Origin of the sequence: Proteus sp. G2300, assembly GCF_009915965.1 — a bacterium.
GTDB lineage: Bacteria > Pseudomonadota > Gammaproteobacteria > Enterobacterales > Enterobacteriaceae > Proteus > Proteus vulgaris.
This window is the reverse complement of record NZ_JAABNK010000025.1, coordinates 181,676-197,569: the sequence shown is the minus strand read 5'-3', so window position 1 is coordinate 197,569 and position 15,894 is coordinate 181,676. Positions and strand designations below refer to the sequence as shown.

The following is a 15,894-nucleotide window of genomic DNA, read 5'->3' as shown; positions in this document are numbered from 1 at the left end:
AACTGAAATTTCTCTTGCAAAAACTCCATTATTGCCCTAGCGACATCATGACGGATCGGTTAACATCAAAGCCCCTTTATTAATTTTATGGAAGTAAGATCCTTACTATGTCTCACGTCGCGAATAAATTATTGGTAACCTGCGCGTTACCTTATGCTAACGGTTCAATTCATCTCGGTCATATCCTTGAGCACATTCAGGCAGATATCTGGGTCCGTTATCAACGAATGCGCGGCAAAGAAGTTCATTTCATCTGCGCTGACGATGCTCACGGCACACCAATTATGCTAAAGGCACAACAACTGGGTATTACCCCAGAAGCCATGATTGAAGAAATGAGCAAAGAGCATCAACAGGATTTTGCTGGCTTCAATATCAGTTATGATAATTATCACTCTACTCACAGTGAAGAAAGTCGCCAATTATCGACTAAAATTTATCTGGCACTGAAAAAGAATGGCCACATCAAAAGCAAAACGATTTCTCAGCTTTATGATGAAGAAAAAGGCATGTTCTTACCTGACCGTTTTGTGAAAGGCACTTGTCCTAAATGTAAAGCACAAGATCAATACGGTGATAACTGTGAAGTGTGTGGCTCAACTTACAGCCCAACAGAATTAATTAATCCACGTTCTGTCGTTTCAGGATCAACTCCTGTCATGCGTGAAACAGAACACTATTTCTTTGACTTACCTGCATTTAGCAACATGTTACAAGATTGGATACGCTCTGGCGCACTGCAAGAGCAAGTTGCAAATAAAATGCAAGAGTGGTTCGACAGCGGTTTACAACAATGGGATATCACTCGTGATGCACCCTATTTCGGTTTCGAAATTCCAGATGCTCCGGGTAAATATTTCTATGTATGGCTAGATGCACCGATTGGCTACATGAGCTCATTTTTAAACTTATGTGAAAAACGGGGTGACTTAAGTTTCGATGAGTTTTGGAATAAAGACAGCAAAACTGACCTTTATCACTTTATTGGTAAAGATATTGTCTATTTCCACAGTTTATTCTGGCCTGCCATGTTAGAAGGTAGCGAATATCGTAAACCAACGAACCTGTTTGTTCATGGTTATGTCACTGTAAATGGCGCGAAGATGTCTAAATCTCGTGGCACCTTTATTACAGCGCGTGCTTACCTTGATCATTTTGATGCTGATTGCCTGCGTTACTACTATGCAGCCAAACTTTCATCACGCATTGACGATATTGATCTAAACTTAGAAGACTTTGTTCAACGCGTAAACAGCGACATTGTAAATAAAGTCGTTAATCTAGCATCGCGTACTGCGGGTTTTATCAGCAAACGTTTTGATGGCAAATTAGCAGATACTTTAGATGATGCTAAGCTTTATCAACACTTCGTTGATATGCAAGACACCATTGCTCAATCATTTGAAAACCGTGAATTTGGTAAAGCCATTCGTGAAATTATGGCATTAGCTGACGAAGCTAACCGTTATATCGACGAAAAAGCGCCGTGGGTCGTAGCAAAACAAGAAGGTCAAGATGCTCAGTTACAAGCAATCTGTACCATGGGGATTAACTTATTCCGAGTACTGATGACGTATCTGAAACCTGTATTACCTTCACTGACAGAACGTTCAGAAGCATTTTTACAAACCCAATTAACATGGAATGCTCTTGCACAACCGCTATTAGGCCAAGAAATTACAAAATTCAAAGCGCTGTTTAATCGTATTGAAATGGATAAAGCTAATGCGATGGTTGAAGCATCTAAAAGCACCATTGCGCCAGTAAAAGAAGTCACTGGCCCATTAGCAGATTCACCTATTCAAGAAACGATTAAGTTTGATGATTTTGCAAAAATCGATATGCGTATCGCTGAAATTAAACTAGCGGATTTTGTTGAAGGCTCAGACAAACTGCTGAAATTAGTTTTAGACTTAGGTGGCGAAACTCGCCAAGTATTTTCAGGTATTCGTACTGCATACCCAGATCCTAAAGTGTTAGAAGGTCGCTTGACGGTGATGGTGGCAAACTTAGCACCTCGTAAAATGCGTTTTGGTATTTCAGAAGGCATGGTCATGGCCGCAGGTCCAGGCGATAAAGATATCTTCTTACTTAGCCCAGACTCTGGTGCAAAACCAGGTCAACAAGTGAAATAACAACCAAGATTCATTTGCCAAACAAATAAATGGCGGGGTTCTATTAGAGCCCCGCTCTTTTTTTATTGTGATCCATAGCACACTTTCAAAATCGGTGTATGATAATTCTGTTAGTTGATTTGGGACACTTACTTATGAAATCTAAACGGGCACGATTGCAGATTACACTTTGGCATTATCTACGATCTTTTTTGGTTCTTTATCTTTGTCTTTTTGCAGGTAATCTTATTTCCGCCCTTCTACCCTTTGCGGTTCCTGGTAGTATTGTTGGCTTACTCATCCTTTTTGGTTTACTTGCTTTCCAACTTATTCCTTTACGTTGGGTCAAACCTGGCGCCAATATACTGTTAAAAAATATGTCATTGCTCTTTATCCCTATCGGGGTAGCCGTAATGAATTATTATGATTTATTAAGCCAGCAACTTTTCCCTATCGTTTTATCCTGTGTAGTCAGTACTTTTGGGGTTATGGCACTGGTTGCTTACTGTTCACATTATGTCCATCGTGAGCGTGTTATCGTGGGTTCAAAACCAGACTTAGTGGAAGATGTTATTGAAACAAAAGAAAAAGATGATGATAAAGCATTAAGTGAGAAGAAAAAATGTTAGTGTTAATGAATATTTGGTGGTCACTTCCTTTAACCATAATTATCTTTTATTTATCACGTAAGCTTGCTGCTCGTTATAAATTACCTATATTGAACCCTTTACTTATTGGTATTGCGGTTATTATTCCTATCTTGTTAATTACACATACGCCATACGAACACTATTTCGCGGGTAGTCGTATTTTAAATGATTTATTACAACCTGCCGTTGTGGCTTTAGCTATCCCGCTTTATCAGCAATTACACCAAATTCGCGCACAGTGGAAGTCACTGATAAGCATTTGCTTTATTGGTAGTGTTGCTGCAATGGTCAGTGGTACTGCGATTGCCTTATGGGCAGGAGCAACACCTGAAATTGCCGCATCAGTCTTACCTAAATCGGTCACAACCCCTATCGCAATGGCTGTCGCAGACTCTATAGGTGGTATTCCTGCAATCAGTGCTGCATGTGTTATTGCAGTAGGTATTTTAGGTGCCATTTTTGGTCACACTCTATTCAAGATATTGCGTATTCCCACTCACGCCTCTCGTGGTTTAGCAATGGGAACCGTTTCTCACGCAGTCGGAACAGCAAGAGCCGCAGAAGTGGATTATATCGAAGGTGCTTACAGTTCATTGGCATTAATGACCTGTGGGATTATTACATCCCTTACTGCGCCATTTATCTTCCCTATTATTTTGCATCTTTATAGTTGATATCTTTCTTACTCTCCATTCTTAAATCCCCGATTTAATTAAATTTATTTCGGGGATTTTTACTATAAATTTGAGATACATCTCTCAATTAATGAATTTGTTGCAATTGTTTCATTGAAAATATGATTTTCATCACATATAAGAATGGGTAAAGATGCCTAGAATCTTATAATACAGAAAGATTAATGGGAGACTCATGTATGCATACTCGTTTTCAGGCAGTTTGGTCAGATTTATCCCCTCAGTTACAACAAGCACTTGCTCCTTATCTTGAGCAGGATGAATTTCCTGCAATGTTTACGGCAGAGCAGGTCAACGCCATAAAAACACAGTTACAATGTAATGATGATGCCTTAGCCCTAGCACTTTTACCGGTTGCTGCTGCTTGTGCTGTTGCACCCATCTCTAATTTTAAAGTCGGTGCAGTTGCGCGTGGTGAAAGTGGTAATCTCTACTTCGGTGCCAATATGGAATTCGCTGGTGCACCACTACAACAAACCGTCCATGCTGAACAAAGTGCGGTAACTCACGCATGGTTACGTGGCGAATCTCGCTTAATCTCAATCACTGTTAACTATACACCTTGTGGTCATTGTCGCCAGTTTATGAATGAGCTCAACAGTGGCACTCACATTCAAATTCAATTACCAGGTAGAAAATTGGCAACATTGGGAGATTATTTACCCGATAGCTTTGGTCCAAAAGATCTCAATATTACTTCACTATTGATGGATAAAGTTAATCACGACTACAAAATTGATAATCCTAGTGAATTAGCGCAACAAGCGCTACAAGCCACTAATCGTAGCCATGCGCCTTATAGCGAGTCGCATAGTGGTATTGCCGTTCAAATGAAAAATGGCAAAATTTTCCAAGGTAGTTACGCAGAAAATGCTGCATTCAATCCAAGTTTACCGCCATTACAAGCAGCTTTAATTTTGTTAAATATGGCAGGTGAGAGTGTGATGGATATTGAATCGGCTGTCTTAATCGAAAAAGCAGAGACAATTTTAACGCAATGGGATGCAACACAAGCAACATTAACTGCTTTAGGTTGTCGCCAAATGCAACGCATCACTTTGTAAAAAGTTTTAACTTATTCCTCTAAAAATCTCTCTTAAAAAAGCATCAGCATGTAAATTTTGCTGATGCTTACCAGAAAAAGTTGTAACAACCGTATCTATCTCTCATTTCTAAGCATAAAAATCATAAAAAAATAACATAAGCTGTACATATTTTTATTATTTTGTAGGATCTACAATTGTCATGTGACTAACTGCCTTACAAGAGTATTTTTCATGGAACTGGAACACGAAAGTAAACGCCCTCTCTACATCCCGTATGCAGGCCCAATCCTGCTTGAATTTCCCCTGTTAAATAAAGGTAGTGCTTTCAGCGAAGAAGAACGCAGCACCTTTAACTTACATGGTTTACTGCCTGAAGCAGTTGAAACTATTGAAGAGCAGGTTGAACGCGCTTATCGCCAATATCTTGATTTCAAAAACGATAACGATAAACACATTTACCTAAGAAACATCCAAGATACCAATGAAACCCTGTTTTATCGTTTATTGGAATCTCACCTGACTGAAATGATGCCAATCATTTACACACCAACAGTGGGTGAAGCTTGTGAACATTTCTCTGATATTTATCGTCGTGCTCGTGGCTTGTTTATCTCTTATCCTAACCGTGCCAATATCGACGATATGCTACAAAACGCCACTAAACAAAATGTAAAAGTAATTGTTGTTACTGATGGCGAACGTATTCTTGGTTTAGGTGACCAAGGTATCGGCGGTATGGGAATTCCTATCGGTAAACTCTCTTTATATACCGCGTGTGGCGGTATCAGCCCCGCGTACACACTGCCTGTTGTACTTGATGTTGGTACTAATAACCCACAGCGTTTAAACGATCCACTGTATATGGGATGGCGCCATCCTCGTATTACTGGTGATGAATATAACGAGTTCGTTGATGAATTTATTCAAGCGGTTAAACGTCGCTGGCCAAATGTTTTACTGCAATTTGAAGACTTCGCGCAAAAAAATGCAATGCCTTTACTAAACCGTTATCGTGATGAGTTATGTTGTTTTAACGATGATATTCAAGGTACTGCGTCTGTTACCTTAGGGAGTCTGATTGCAGCTAGTCGTGCTGCAGGTCGTCAATTAAAAGACCAAACCGTCACTTTCTTAGGTGCAGGCTCCGCAGGTTGTGGTATTGCTGAGCAAATCATTGCCCAAATGAAATCTGAAGGCTTAAGCGATGAACAAGCGCGTAAGCGTATCTTCATGGTTGACCGTTTTGGCTTATTAACAGATAAACTGCCAAATTTACTTGATTTCCAAAGCAAACTTATCCAAAAAAGTGAAACTCTTGCTAATTGGGAAACTGAAAGCGATGCGATTTCACTGTTAGAAGTGGTTAAGAATGCAAAACCAACGATCCTAATTGGTGTATCAGGACAAGCAGGGTTATTCACTGAAGAAATTATTCGTGAAATGCACAAACACTGTGAACGCCCTATCGTGATGCCATTATCTAACCCAACTTCACGTGTTGAAGCGCGCCCTGAAGATATTATCAATTGGACGGATGGCCAAGCTTTAGTTGCAACGGGTAGCCCATTTGCACCTGTAAAATACAAAGATAAAGAGTATCCAATTGCACAATGTAATAACTCTTATATCTTCCCAGGCATTGGGTTAGGTGTTATTGCCTGTGGTGCTAAACGTGTGACTGATGCCATGTTAATGGTTGCAAGTCGTGCATTAGCTGATTGCTCACCAATGGCAAAAGACGGTAATGGCTCTCTATTACCTTTACTGGCAGATATTCAACAAGTTTCGCGTTATATTGCAAAACAAGTTGCAAAGGAAGCACAAGTCCAAGGTGTTGCTACTGTCACCTCAGATTCGGCTTTAGAAGAAGCGATTGAACGTAATTATTGGCAACCTGAATACCGCATTTATAAAAGAACGTCATTCTAAGTCAGTTTTTGTCACTAAGTACCATTCTGAAAAGCGCGTCATTACTTAATATGAGGCGCTTTTTTCTTGCTTCCCTATCTCCGCTCAAGTAGCCTTAAGCATTATTAAAGTCATGCGTCATTAAGGCAAGGACATGCTAAAACGCCTCATTTATCTCTTTCTTACACTGTTTATTCTACTTGCTGTCACGCTAATTGCCTGCGATCGCTGGATCGGGTGGAAAACAAGCCCTTATATCTTTGAAGATATTGATAAATTACCCGCTAAAAAAGTGGGAATGGTTTTGGGTACATCCAAATACTACACCAGTGGTTACATTAATCAATTTTATCAATATCGCATACAGGGTGCTGTTAATGCCTATAATAGTGGTAAAATTCAATATTTATTGTTAAGTGGAGATAATGCAAAGCATAGCTATAACGAGCCTAATACGATGCGTAAAGATCTCATTAAAGCAGGTATTCCAGCTTCTCGTATCGTAATGGATTTTGCAGGATTCAGAACACTAGATTCTGTTGTGCGGACAAAGGAAGTCTTTGGCACGGATGGCTTTACTATTATTACCCAACGTTTTCATTGCGAACGCGCCGTTTTTATTGCTCTTGAAAAAGGGATTGATGCACAATGTTTCGCTGTTGCATCCCCAAAAAGTATGTTTAAAGTACGTATACGTGAAGTATTTGCCAGAGCGGGTGCAATGATTGATGTGTATATTTTAAACCGTGAGCCGCGCTTTTTAGGGCCACCAGAAACCATTCCTGCGATACAATCTATTCCTGATGGCATAAAAGGATATCCTGCAGTTTCACCAGAGGAAGTAGAATCACTTCCTCTGAGTGACAATAATCAGGAGAAAAACTAAAAGAATTGCGCTAATTTTGTAGCTGATTTGCGCCAAATCCACTCTATTGGACCTTGTGGAAAATAACGTAGCCAAATTATGGCAAAAGCAACATTGATTGCCCAAATAACCACAACAAAAGGCATCAGTTCAGGTAGGGTAAATTGGTTAAATAATCCCATGCGCTGAAACAAAATGATGCCAATAAGACTTTGCATTAAATAGGTCGTTAGCGCCATTTTTCCTACACAGCGTAAAGCATAAGCAAAATAGGAGTGCTGAATGATATCCCAGCTCCAATAAAAAAGCGCCACATACCCCAAACTTTGTATTACTTGGATCAACATAGTCAAAGGTTGCGCCCAAACCGCTGCCCAGAGATAATCCCAATCAAGAAAATAATCCACCAGTACAATAACCGTTTGTAAGCTTAAACTGATTGTGAGGAAAAAAAACGCTACATTCCCATAATGGGAACGACTAAATTTCTGCTGTAACCAGCCAGATGCCATTAATGCAGCGCCCATCAGCATAGCACCAAACAAAAACCAGCTATATTGGCGTACTAAATTAAAGATAAAAAGGCTAAATTCACTCAAGCGATAATAGACACTATTTAAATAAGATCCTGTTTTCCAATCTGATTCAGCCAATTGAGAATAGGGTGTGCTATACCAAACAGTATCAATAAAATCGCGATAATAATAAAATAGAGCACCCAATATAAGAGCGCCACAAAAATAGAGTATTGCACCCAATATAAATTGGTGCTTTATTGTCATTGATTTGATAAAAGCAAAAACAAATAAACCACACACACTGTATGGGAATAAAATATCCCCTTCCCAAATAAATAATGTATGAATAACACCAATCAACGCTAACACAATTAAGCGTGATAAATTAAAGCGTGTGCCTTTGCGTAAAAGCAAATAAAGCGTACCACCAAATAGTAATGCAAAAATAAAGAGGAACTTGCCTTGAGCAAAGAGATTTAATGCCATCCATGTTATACGATCACCAAAAGAAGCTTCCCCCGAATGTAAAGGGTTAAAGGAAGCCACTCTTAATAATGCAAAACCTGAAATATTGAGCAATAAAATGCCAAGGATCGCCATTCCTCTCAACGCATCAAGCGATTCGATACGTTGATGAGACGATTCATTCATTTTTATTTAAAATCTCAAAGATGACGAACAGCGCGCAAAAATTCCTGACGCGTATTTTGACTCGATTTAAATAACCCACCTAATGAGGTTGTTGTCGTTGCACTCGTTGCATCGCGAATACCACGAGCTTTAACACAGTAGTGAACAGCATCTATCGAAACTGCCACATTTTTTGTGCCTAATAACGTTTGTAATGCAATCAGTATTTGTTGCGTTAAGCGTTCTTGAACTTGAGGACGTTGAGCAAAAAACTGCACAATACGGTTAATTTTAGATAAACCAATCACTTTATCTTTTGGGATATAAGCCACAATCGCTTTACCATCAATGGTGACAAAATGATGCTCACAAGTACTGGTTAATGTGATATCCCGTACCGTCACCATTTCATCCACTTGCATTTTATTTTCAATGAGCGTGATTTTTGGGAAATTGTGATAATCCAGTCCTGAGAAAATTTCATCAACATACATTTTAGCAATACGACGAGGCGTTTCAGCCAAACTATCGTCGCTTAAATCCAGGTTTAACAGCTTCATCACTTCTGTCATATGATGTTCAATTTGCTGTTTACTCTCACTTGGAGATAGCTTTGATTCACGAAGAGGCGTTTCCAAACCGCGTTCAACTAACGCAGCGTGCACCCATTGCGCCTCTTTACTTAATGATGACATTGGACTCTCCGATAAACACATTAATTAAGTCGCTGTTGTCACGCTCAGCGACAACAACCTACACTTTAGATGACCTGAATCACATTATCCAGCAATACCGCATTTTTCGTTATGAAATTATTGCATTTTTGTGTGAACTATTTTTAGCTTAAATCTAATTTTTTTCATTTAAACACACCAGAAAACCACCGATGATCAACACGATAAAGGCAACGTAAAGCGCGGGTTCTAATTTTCCTGTTAATGCTGTTGAAAGTGAAGATATAACAGGACCAACTAATTGCCCAATGGCATAAAAAGTCGTGAGTAAACCCGCCATATAGCGCCCATGATCAGGCGCTAATTCTCGACCTCGTAAAAAAGCAAGTTGTACTGCACACATCAAACCGCCACCAACTAAAAAAGCACCTATCGCAAGCCCTGTTATTGTTGGTATCCACTCTGCAATTAAAATGCCTAATGCTTGGAGCCAAAGTGTAATAGCTAATCGTAACTGTGTGTTTAATACATTACGCGTTAAAATGGCAATTCCAATACACAATGCAGCAGAAGCACCAAAAACAGGCCAAACAAATTGTGCAATTAAACTACCCGGAAAGCGCTCTGCCGCCATTTGAGAAAGAAATGTGGCCGGTAAAATATAACCAAAACCTGCAAAGGTATAACCCCAAATCAACTTTTTCATTGCTGGGGTCAGTGTTAAAGGTGCAACTTTTACGTTTTCTCGGCTCATCGCCCAAGGTTTAGGAAGGTGATAGCTCACATATATTGCACAAATAAAAGCAAGTGAACCATAAATAATCCAGCCAGCCATCGCCGTCATTTGCCATTTCATAATTAATACAGCAAGCATACCGCTAATGAATATACCCGCTCCTGTACCAGCATAAACAGCAACACTTAAAGCAGGACGATTTAACCGAGCCAGTAACTCATTGGCCCATGAGGCTACCAACACAAGTGTCCAGCCACTTGCCCAACCAATAAAAAAACGGGCAATACTGTGTGTAAAGGCATCATTTAAAAAGGCAGACAACAAGGTAATAACAACGGATCCCCAAAGTCCAGCCCACAAGCGATATCCCACACCGTTAATAGCTCTCATGGCATCATAAGAGCCTGCGAGATAACCAAGGTAATTAAATGCCGCGACAATACCTGCGCTCGTGAGTGTCAATTGAGATCCCGCAATCATCAGTGGCACCTGTGGTGTAAAGGTAAAACGCCCTATTCCCATCGCTACGACTAAAGCAAGAAAACCACTAAACGCGATATGAAAAGCTTGCGCTGAATGACTTTGGTGATTTGAAGTATTCATTGATATCCATTATTTTGTTTTATTGTTTTATACATTTTAAATGTGCTGTTTATTAATAATAGAACAAGCAACATATTAACCCCAGACAGTTAACATTTTTTGCAACAAGATGTTTCATTTCTTTCTAGTCACAAGATGATCTCTGACATGATGATGTTCATCGTGATAGATTAGTATCATGAAATAAAACAGAACATTTCGATAGATCTTGGAGTATATAATGAGTCAATGTCACGTTAGCGGTTTATTATCTCTTGATGAAGCGCTAGAAAAACTACTTGAAAAACCGCTGGCAATTACCGATACCCTTAACATCCCATTAAATAATGCAGCCAATTATATTCTAAGTGCAGATATTACATCTCCACTCAATGTTCCGCCTTTTGATAATTCTGCAATGGATGGTTACGGACTTCGTTACGCTGACTTAGACGCTCAAACTCCTCTTCCTGTGGCAGGAAAATCATTCGCTGGTATTCCTTTTGAGGGAGAACTTCCTGCTGGTCAATGTGTACGCATTATGACAGGGGCAATGGTTCCTACTGGTGTTGATACTGTCATTATGCAAGAAGAAGCAGAGATAAGCGAAAGTGGTATTCGTTTTCCTCATCCAGCGAAAAAAGGCCAAAATATTCGCCGTATTGGTGAAGATATTAAGGAAAATGAGGTTGTATTACCGGCGGGCACTAAGCTTTCAACAGCACAATTACCCTTAATCGCCTCTTTAGGGATCGCCACTGTACACGTTTATCGACGTTTAAAAGTTGCCGTTTTCTCAACGGGTGATGAGTTACAAACTATCGGTCAGCCATTAAAAGCGGGGCAAATTTATGATACCAATCGTTTTGCTGTCCGCCTAATGCTTGAAAAATTGGGTTGTGAAGTTTTAGATTTAGGCGTTATTCCTGACTCACCGGAAAAACTCCGTGAAACCTTTAAAAAAGCAGATCAAGAAGCCGATTTAGTGATCAGCAGTGGTGGCGTTTCTGTCGGTGAGGCTGATTATACCAAACAAATTCTTGATGAAATTGGCGAAATTGGTTTTTGGAAATTAGCCATTAAACCAGGAAAACCTTTTGCCTTTGGTCGATTACATCATGCATGGTTCTGTGGCTTACCGGGTAATCCTGTTTCAGCAACGGTCACATTCTACCAATTGGTTCAGCCTTTAATCGCGCGCTTGTCAGGCTTTAGTCATTGGAAAGCACCACAACGTTTCCAAGCAATAGCCCAATCATCATTAAAAAAATCAGTAGGCCGTCTTGATTTTCAACGTGGTATTGCAAGTATTAATGCTGAGGGTGTTTGGCAAGTGGATACTTCAGGCCACCAAGGCTCTCACGTTTATAGCTCTTTTAGTGTTGCTAACTGCTTTATCGTTTTAGAGCGTGAACGAGGCAAAATCGCAGCGGGCGAAACCGTTACTATCGAGCTATTTAATTCCCTGTTAAAAAGCGAATAGCCTTTATGAGTATAGAATTAACCGATGAAGAAACACTACGCTATAATCGCCAGATTGTATTGCGAGGCTTTGATTTTGATGGTCAAGAAGCGTTGAAAAGCGCTTCTGTACTAATTGTTGGCGCAGGTGGCTTAGGATGTAGCGCTTCGCAATATCTAACGGCCGCTGGCGTAGGGAAACTTACATTATTAGATTTTGATACCGTTTCTCTTTCTAATCTTCAGCGCCAAATTCTTCATCGCGATGCCACGATTGGTCAACCCAAAGTACTCTCTGCAAAAGCCACATTAGAAGCTATTAATCCTCATGTCACAATAGAAACCGTTGATGCATTACTTGAAGATGAGGCTTTAGCACAGCTTATTAGCCAACATGATATTGTTATGGATTGTACGGATAATGTGACTGTGCGCGAACAACTTAATCGTCTCTGCTTTCATCAGAAGAAACCGCTAGTATCTGGTGCTGCTATTCGTATGGAAGGTCAAATCAGTGTATTCACCTACCAAAATGGCGAACCTTGCTATCGTTGTCTGAGCCACCTTTTTGGCGATAACGCCTTGAGTTGTGTTGAAGCGGGCATAATGGCGCCTGTTGTGGGTACTATCGGTACATTACAAGCCGTTGAAGCAATAAAGTTACTCACTGGCTACGGTGAAAATTTGCATGGCAAAGTATTAATGTTTGACGCAATGCGAATGCAATTTCGTGAGTTTAAGCTCCCTAAAAACCCACATTGCGAAGTGTGCTCCGCCAATTTACCTGACAACTAACCACTCTGATACTTTTCGATAAGGTAAGCCTAACGTCTTCAACCTTACCTTATCGACCCTCAAATATAAGGGTGTTCACCTGTTTTATCATCATTTTAATCGCGTTTTAAGTCATATTCCTCGTTAAATCAATGTAACACACTTGTAGTATTCAACTTGATTTAATTCTACTATAACCGCCCGCGTCAAAACGCAACAGGATGCCCGATAAGCACAGATACTCATCTAAGCACAAGTTTAACGTGCTAAAAAGCAATACAAGGTAGAAGAATGACATTTCAAATTGCAGACACTCTTTATTACAACGGGTTTATTTATACCGCGGATCATCATGATAATATTGTTGATGCTATCGCGATAAACCAGGGTGTAATTATAGCTACAGGTAAAAAAGAGTGTTTACTTTCTTACTGTAATGACAAAACTGAACTGATTGATTTACAGGGAAAAATGGCTATGCCTGGCATTATTGATGCACATATGCACCCATTTTGGGGTGGTGCAACATTAGCGGGTTGCCATCTTGATTATCAATCACTCTCTATCGATGATATTTTATCGCGCATTCAAAAATACCTTGATGAAAATTTTATTAATAGTGATAACGAATGGTTAAAGGTCTCTGCATGGTATCGTGAAGGAATGCAACCAGAAGGTGTACAAATGACACGTTATCACCTTGATACCCTAAATACGACTCGCCCTATTTTACTTTTTTCCAGTGATTGTCATAGCGTTCTTGCTAATTCTCGAGCTTTAGAACTGTTAAATATCACTGCTGAAACACCCGATCCTCCTGATGGAAATATCGAGCGTGATGGCGATAGAACTCCCATTGGCATTCTTGAAGATGCCCCCGCAATGCAAGCCATTGATAGCTTGCCTCCACTCACTGAAGCACAAAACCTACACATAGCCCGTCATGTTCAAAAATTATTAAATGAACAAGGCGTAACCACCATTATGGATGCGCGTGCGGGTGAACCTCAATTACGCGCCTTTAATACATTAAGAAAAGCCGGTGAACTGACCCTTCGTGTTGAAAATGCCGTTGAAATCACACCCGATGATGTGCCATCTATTGATGATATTCCAAACGCGGTACGCCATGCTACAACTCGTTTTTCACAATGGCATCAAATCAGCGAAAATGCTCAACCCAGCGTTGCTATCCGTCATATTAAACTTTTTCTTGATGGTGTATTACAAGCGCCGATTATGACAGCTCGTTTACACGCACCATATCGCATCAATGTGGGCACAGATGACACACCACATTGGCAACCATCTGAACATGTTGGTGACCTCTATTTTTCACCTGAAATCTTAACGCCATTAATCATAGAAATTGCTCGTGAGGGTTATCATCCTCATATTCATACCGTTGCTGAAGGTGCAATCAGCACAGCACTGGATGCTATCAGTGAAATGCGTAAAGTCTTACCTAAAAAAGACATTAGACCGGGGCTCGCGCATAATGAATTGATGTGTGAAAAAGATTATGCTCGTTTTACACAACTAAAAACCACCCCTTTTCTCTCCTTCCAATGGGCTGCTGTAGAGCAGAGCAATATCGAAAAAGATATTGAAATGCTAGGTAAATCTCGCTGTGACTATTTGGAAACGGCAGGAAAATTTATTGATGCAGGCGTCACCGTGGCTTTTGGTAGCGACTGGCCGATAGATCCACTTAATGAATGGTACAATTTTAAAGTTGCAATGACGCGCCAAAAAAATGTCACAAGCCCACGCCTTGATAACGATCGCAATCTTACATTAATTGAAGTCTTACGAGCTGCTACCATTAATGCCGCTCAGGCATTGGATATGGAGAGACAAATTGGATCATTAGAAGTCGGAAAATTTGCTGATTTTATTGTATTAGATAGAAACCTGTTTGAAATATCGGCAGAAGATGTTGAAAATGTCAGGGTATTGTGTACGATCATAGCGGGGAAACCCACAATTTAGCTGAATAATATAATTAATAAACCCGTGTAAAGCGGGTTTATTTTTATCTATGCACTTAATCCCATGAGAATTAAGATAAATTTAATCTGCTACAAAGTAATCCCCATTACAGTGCTTACTTCTTTTAATCCTTCTCGCTCGTAAAAACGCTTAGCTGCACTATTTTCAGCTAATACCGATAACTCAAGATGCGTCATTTTCTCTGATTTCGCCCACTCTTTCATGGCGTTGAGCAATAAGCTCCCAGTGCCTTGACTACGAATAGTAGGATCAACAACGATATCATAAATATAGGCGTATTTACGTTGCACTAAGCAGTTAAACATTGGCGTTTCTTGTATTTGCGCCATACTAAATCCAACAATTTTACCGTCTAAATCGGCCACTAACAGATGAAACTTATTATTTTTTATTCCATTAATAATAAAAGCTTCATCTTGCTTACCTGGTTTTAATCGATCGGGTTGTAATTTTGCCATTTCATTAAATAAAACCGAGTAAAGTGCATTAATTTCTTCCACATCAGAAAAAATTGCTTTTCTTATTATTATCATTTTTTACCTTTATTTGTTGTAGGTTTTTACCGGAGGTGCAATATATGTTTCAAACTTATTTAATAATTGAATAGGACATTGTTCTACAATTGCCATATTGCGATATTTTTCATGTAGGAATTGTTCGTCCGCCATTTTATCAATCATCATTAATAATGGTGAATAAAACTGATTAATATTAAGTATGCCCAAGGGTTTTTTATGCAACCCAATTTGGCTCCATGTAAAGACTTCACTAAACTCCTCTAATGTACCAAAACCACCAGGTAAAGCGACAAAACCTTCTGCTAGTTCTATCATTTTGCTTTTACGCTGATGCATGGTCTCAACAACGTGCAGTTCAGTCAGATTTTTATGAGAAATTTCACGCCCTTCTAATAGCGTAGGAATAACCCCAATTACTTTTCCGCCTTCAGCTAATACTGTATCTGCAAGTGTACCCATAATTCCCACACTTGCTCCTCCATAAATTAAGGTAATATTACGTTTAACCAGCTCTTCGGCAAAAATAATGGCTTGTTCTTTATAAATAGGTGAGGCCCCTAAACTAGAACCACAATACACAGCGATAGATTTTATTTTATTCATTTTTTATTCTCATTTTGCTAGTTAAAACGAATGTCGAATTATACTTAAGCCTACTTTGATAAAAAAGGTTAAAAAAAGTGTTTTTGCACTTTTATCATGCATATATC

Annotated in this window: 14 protein-coding genes; 9 read left to right on the top strand and 5 right to left on the bottom strand. The window is 39.5% G+C overall.

The genetic code is table 11. From position 1 onward, the window contains the following. The first annotated feature begins 107 nt into the window (after positions 1–107). The 6 genes from metG to sanA all read left to right on the top strand — a co-directional run bounded on the left by metG (position 108) and on the right by sanA (position 7,299). Entirely contained in the window at positions 108–2,135 is a 2,028-nt protein-coding gene (gene metG / locus GWI97_RS16960) for a methionine--tRNA ligase (protein WP_036938249.1), read from the top strand. Positions 2,136–2,269: 134 nt separating this feature from the next. Continuing rightward, a complete protein-coding gene (locus GWI97_RS16955) occupies positions 2,270–2,743 on the top strand; it encodes a CidA/LrgA family protein (protein ID WP_036938252.1) in 474 nt (157 codons plus the stop codon). After that, positions 2,737–3,438: a CidB/LrgB family autolysis modulator gene (locus tag GWI97_RS16950; protein ID WP_179951907.1), complete on the top strand. Its 702-nt coding sequence runs from the start codon at positions 2,737–2,739 to the stop codon at positions 3,436–3,438. The genes GWI97_RS16955 and GWI97_RS16950 overlap by 7 nt, the downstream gene beginning before the upstream one ends. Before the next feature lie 200 nt (positions 3,439–3,638). Then, positions 3,639–4,523 (top strand): cytidine deaminase, encoded by an 885-nt coding sequence (gene cdd / locus GWI97_RS16945; RefSeq protein ID WP_036938255.1) that lies wholly within the window; start codon positions 3,639–3,641, stop codon positions 4,521–4,523. Between the two features lie 213 nt (positions 4,524–4,736). Further along, on the top strand, positions 4,737–6,434 hold the full coding sequence (locus GWI97_RS16940) for an NAD-dependent malic enzyme (protein ID WP_036938258.1): 1,698 nt from the start codon (positions 4,737–4,739) through the stop codon (positions 6,432–6,434). Between the two features lie 133 nt (positions 6,435–6,567). Further along, a complete protein-coding gene (gene sanA / locus GWI97_RS16935; protein ID WP_036938261.1) occupies positions 6,568–7,299 on the top strand; it encodes an outer membrane permeability protein SanA in 732 nt (243 codons plus the stop codon). Here the strand turns inward: sanA and yeiB are convergent. The 3 genes from yeiB to GWI97_RS16920 all read right to left on the bottom strand — a co-directional run bounded on the left by yeiB (position 7,296) and on the right by GWI97_RS16920 (position 10,439). Next, entirely contained in the window at positions 7,296–8,447 is a 1,152-nt protein-coding gene (gene yeiB / locus GWI97_RS16930; protein WP_036938263.1) for a DUF418 domain-containing protein YeiB, read from the bottom strand. The two genes, sanA and yeiB, sit on opposite strands and share 4 nt — an antisense overlap. 14 nt (positions 8,448–8,461) lie before the next feature. Next, entirely contained in the window at positions 8,462–9,121 is a 660-nt protein-coding gene (folE, locus tag GWI97_RS16925) for a GTP cyclohydrolase I FolE (RefSeq protein WP_036938265.1), read from the bottom strand. Positions 9,122–9,275: 154 nt separating this feature from the next. Next, positions 9,276–10,439 (bottom strand): YbfB/YjiJ family MFS transporter, encoded by a 1,164-nt coding sequence (locus GWI97_RS16920; RefSeq protein WP_036938267.1) that lies wholly within the window; start codon positions 10,437–10,439, stop codon positions 9,276–9,278. A gap of 220 nt (positions 10,440–10,659) precedes the next feature. On the opposite strand from GWI97_RS16920, the gene moeA reads away from it, so the two are divergent. From moeA to GWI97_RS16905, 3 genes are all read left to right on the top strand, one after another. Then, entirely contained in the window at positions 10,660–11,901 is a 1,242-nt protein-coding gene (moeA, locus tag GWI97_RS16915; RefSeq protein WP_123821977.1) for a molybdopterin molybdotransferase MoeA, read from the top strand. Between the two features lie 5 nt (positions 11,902–11,906). After that, complete coding sequence (moeB, locus tag GWI97_RS16910) at positions 11,907–12,674, top strand: molybdopterin-synthase adenylyltransferase MoeB (RefSeq protein ID WP_036938273.1); 768 nt, start codon at positions 11,907–11,909, stop codon at positions 12,672–12,674. A 270-nt stretch (positions 12,675–12,944) separates the two neighbouring features. After that, complete coding sequence (locus tag GWI97_RS16905; RefSeq protein WP_036938276.1) at positions 12,945–14,645, top strand: amidohydrolase; 1,701 nt, start codon at positions 12,945–12,947, stop codon at positions 14,643–14,645. Positions 14,646–14,734: 89 nt separating this feature from the next. Here GWI97_RS16905 and GWI97_RS16900 read toward each other — a convergent pair whose 3' ends face one another. Both GWI97_RS16900 and GWI97_RS16895 read right to left on the bottom strand, forming a co-directional pair. After that, positions 14,735–15,199 carry a GNAT family N-acetyltransferase gene (locus tag GWI97_RS16900; RefSeq protein WP_087803624.1) on the bottom strand — a complete coding sequence of 155 codons (465 nt, stop codon included), beginning with the start codon at positions 15,197–15,199 and terminating at the stop codon, positions 14,735–14,737. A 9-nt stretch (positions 15,200–15,208) separates the two neighbouring features. Beyond that, positions 15,209–15,787, bottom strand: a complete 579-nt coding sequence (locus GWI97_RS16895) for a TIGR00730 family Rossman fold protein (protein ID WP_115370386.1) — start codon at positions 15,785–15,787, stop codon at positions 15,209–15,211. Between the last annotated feature and the right edge of the window lie 107 nt (positions 15,788–15,894).

Coding starts and splice junctions, on each gene's coding strand:
- metG (WP_036938249.1), top strand. CDS start 108: ATGTCTCACGTCGCGAATAAATTATTGGTAACCTGCGCGTTACCTTAT.
- GWI97_RS16955 (WP_036938252.1), top strand. CDS start 2,270: ATGAAATCTAAACGGGCACGATTGCAGATTACACTTTGGCATTATCTA.
- GWI97_RS16950 (WP_179951907.1), top strand. CDS start 2,737: ATGTTAGTGTTAATGAATATTTGGTGGTCACTTCCTTTAACCATAATT.
- cdd (WP_036938255.1), top strand. CDS start 3,639: ATGCATACTCGTTTTCAGGCAGTTTGGTCAGATTTATCCCCTCAGTTA.
- GWI97_RS16940 (WP_036938258.1), top strand. CDS start 4,737: ATGGAACTGGAACACGAAAGTAAACGCCCTCTCTACATCCCGTATGCA.
- sanA (WP_036938261.1), top strand. CDS start 6,568: ATGCTAAAACGCCTCATTTATCTCTTTCTTACACTGTTTATTCTACTT.
- yeiB (WP_036938263.1), bottom strand. CDS start 8,447: ATGAATGAATCGTCTCATCAACGTATCGAATCGCTTGATGCGTTGAGA.
- folE (WP_036938265.1), bottom strand. CDS start 9,121: ATGTCATCATTAAGTAAAGAGGCGCAATGGGTGCACGCTGCGTTAGTT.
- GWI97_RS16920 (WP_036938267.1), bottom strand. CDS start 10,439: ATGAATACTTCAAATCACCAAAGTCATTCAGCGCAAGCTTTTCATATC.
- moeA (WP_123821977.1), top strand. CDS start 10,660: ATGAGTCAATGTCACGTTAGCGGTTTATTATCTCTTGATGAAGCGCTA.
- moeB (WP_036938273.1), top strand. CDS start 11,907: ATGAGTATAGAATTAACCGATGAAGAAACACTACGCTATAATCGCCAG.
- GWI97_RS16905 (WP_036938276.1), top strand. CDS start 12,945: ATGACATTTCAAATTGCAGACACTCTTTATTACAACGGGTTTATTTAT.
- GWI97_RS16900 (WP_087803624.1), bottom strand. CDS start 15,199: ATGATAATAATAAGAAAAGCAATTTTTTCTGATGTGGAAGAAATTAAT.
- GWI97_RS16895 (WP_115370386.1), bottom strand. CDS start 15,787: ATGAATAAAATAAAATCTATCGCTGTGTATTGTGGTTCTAGTTTAGGG.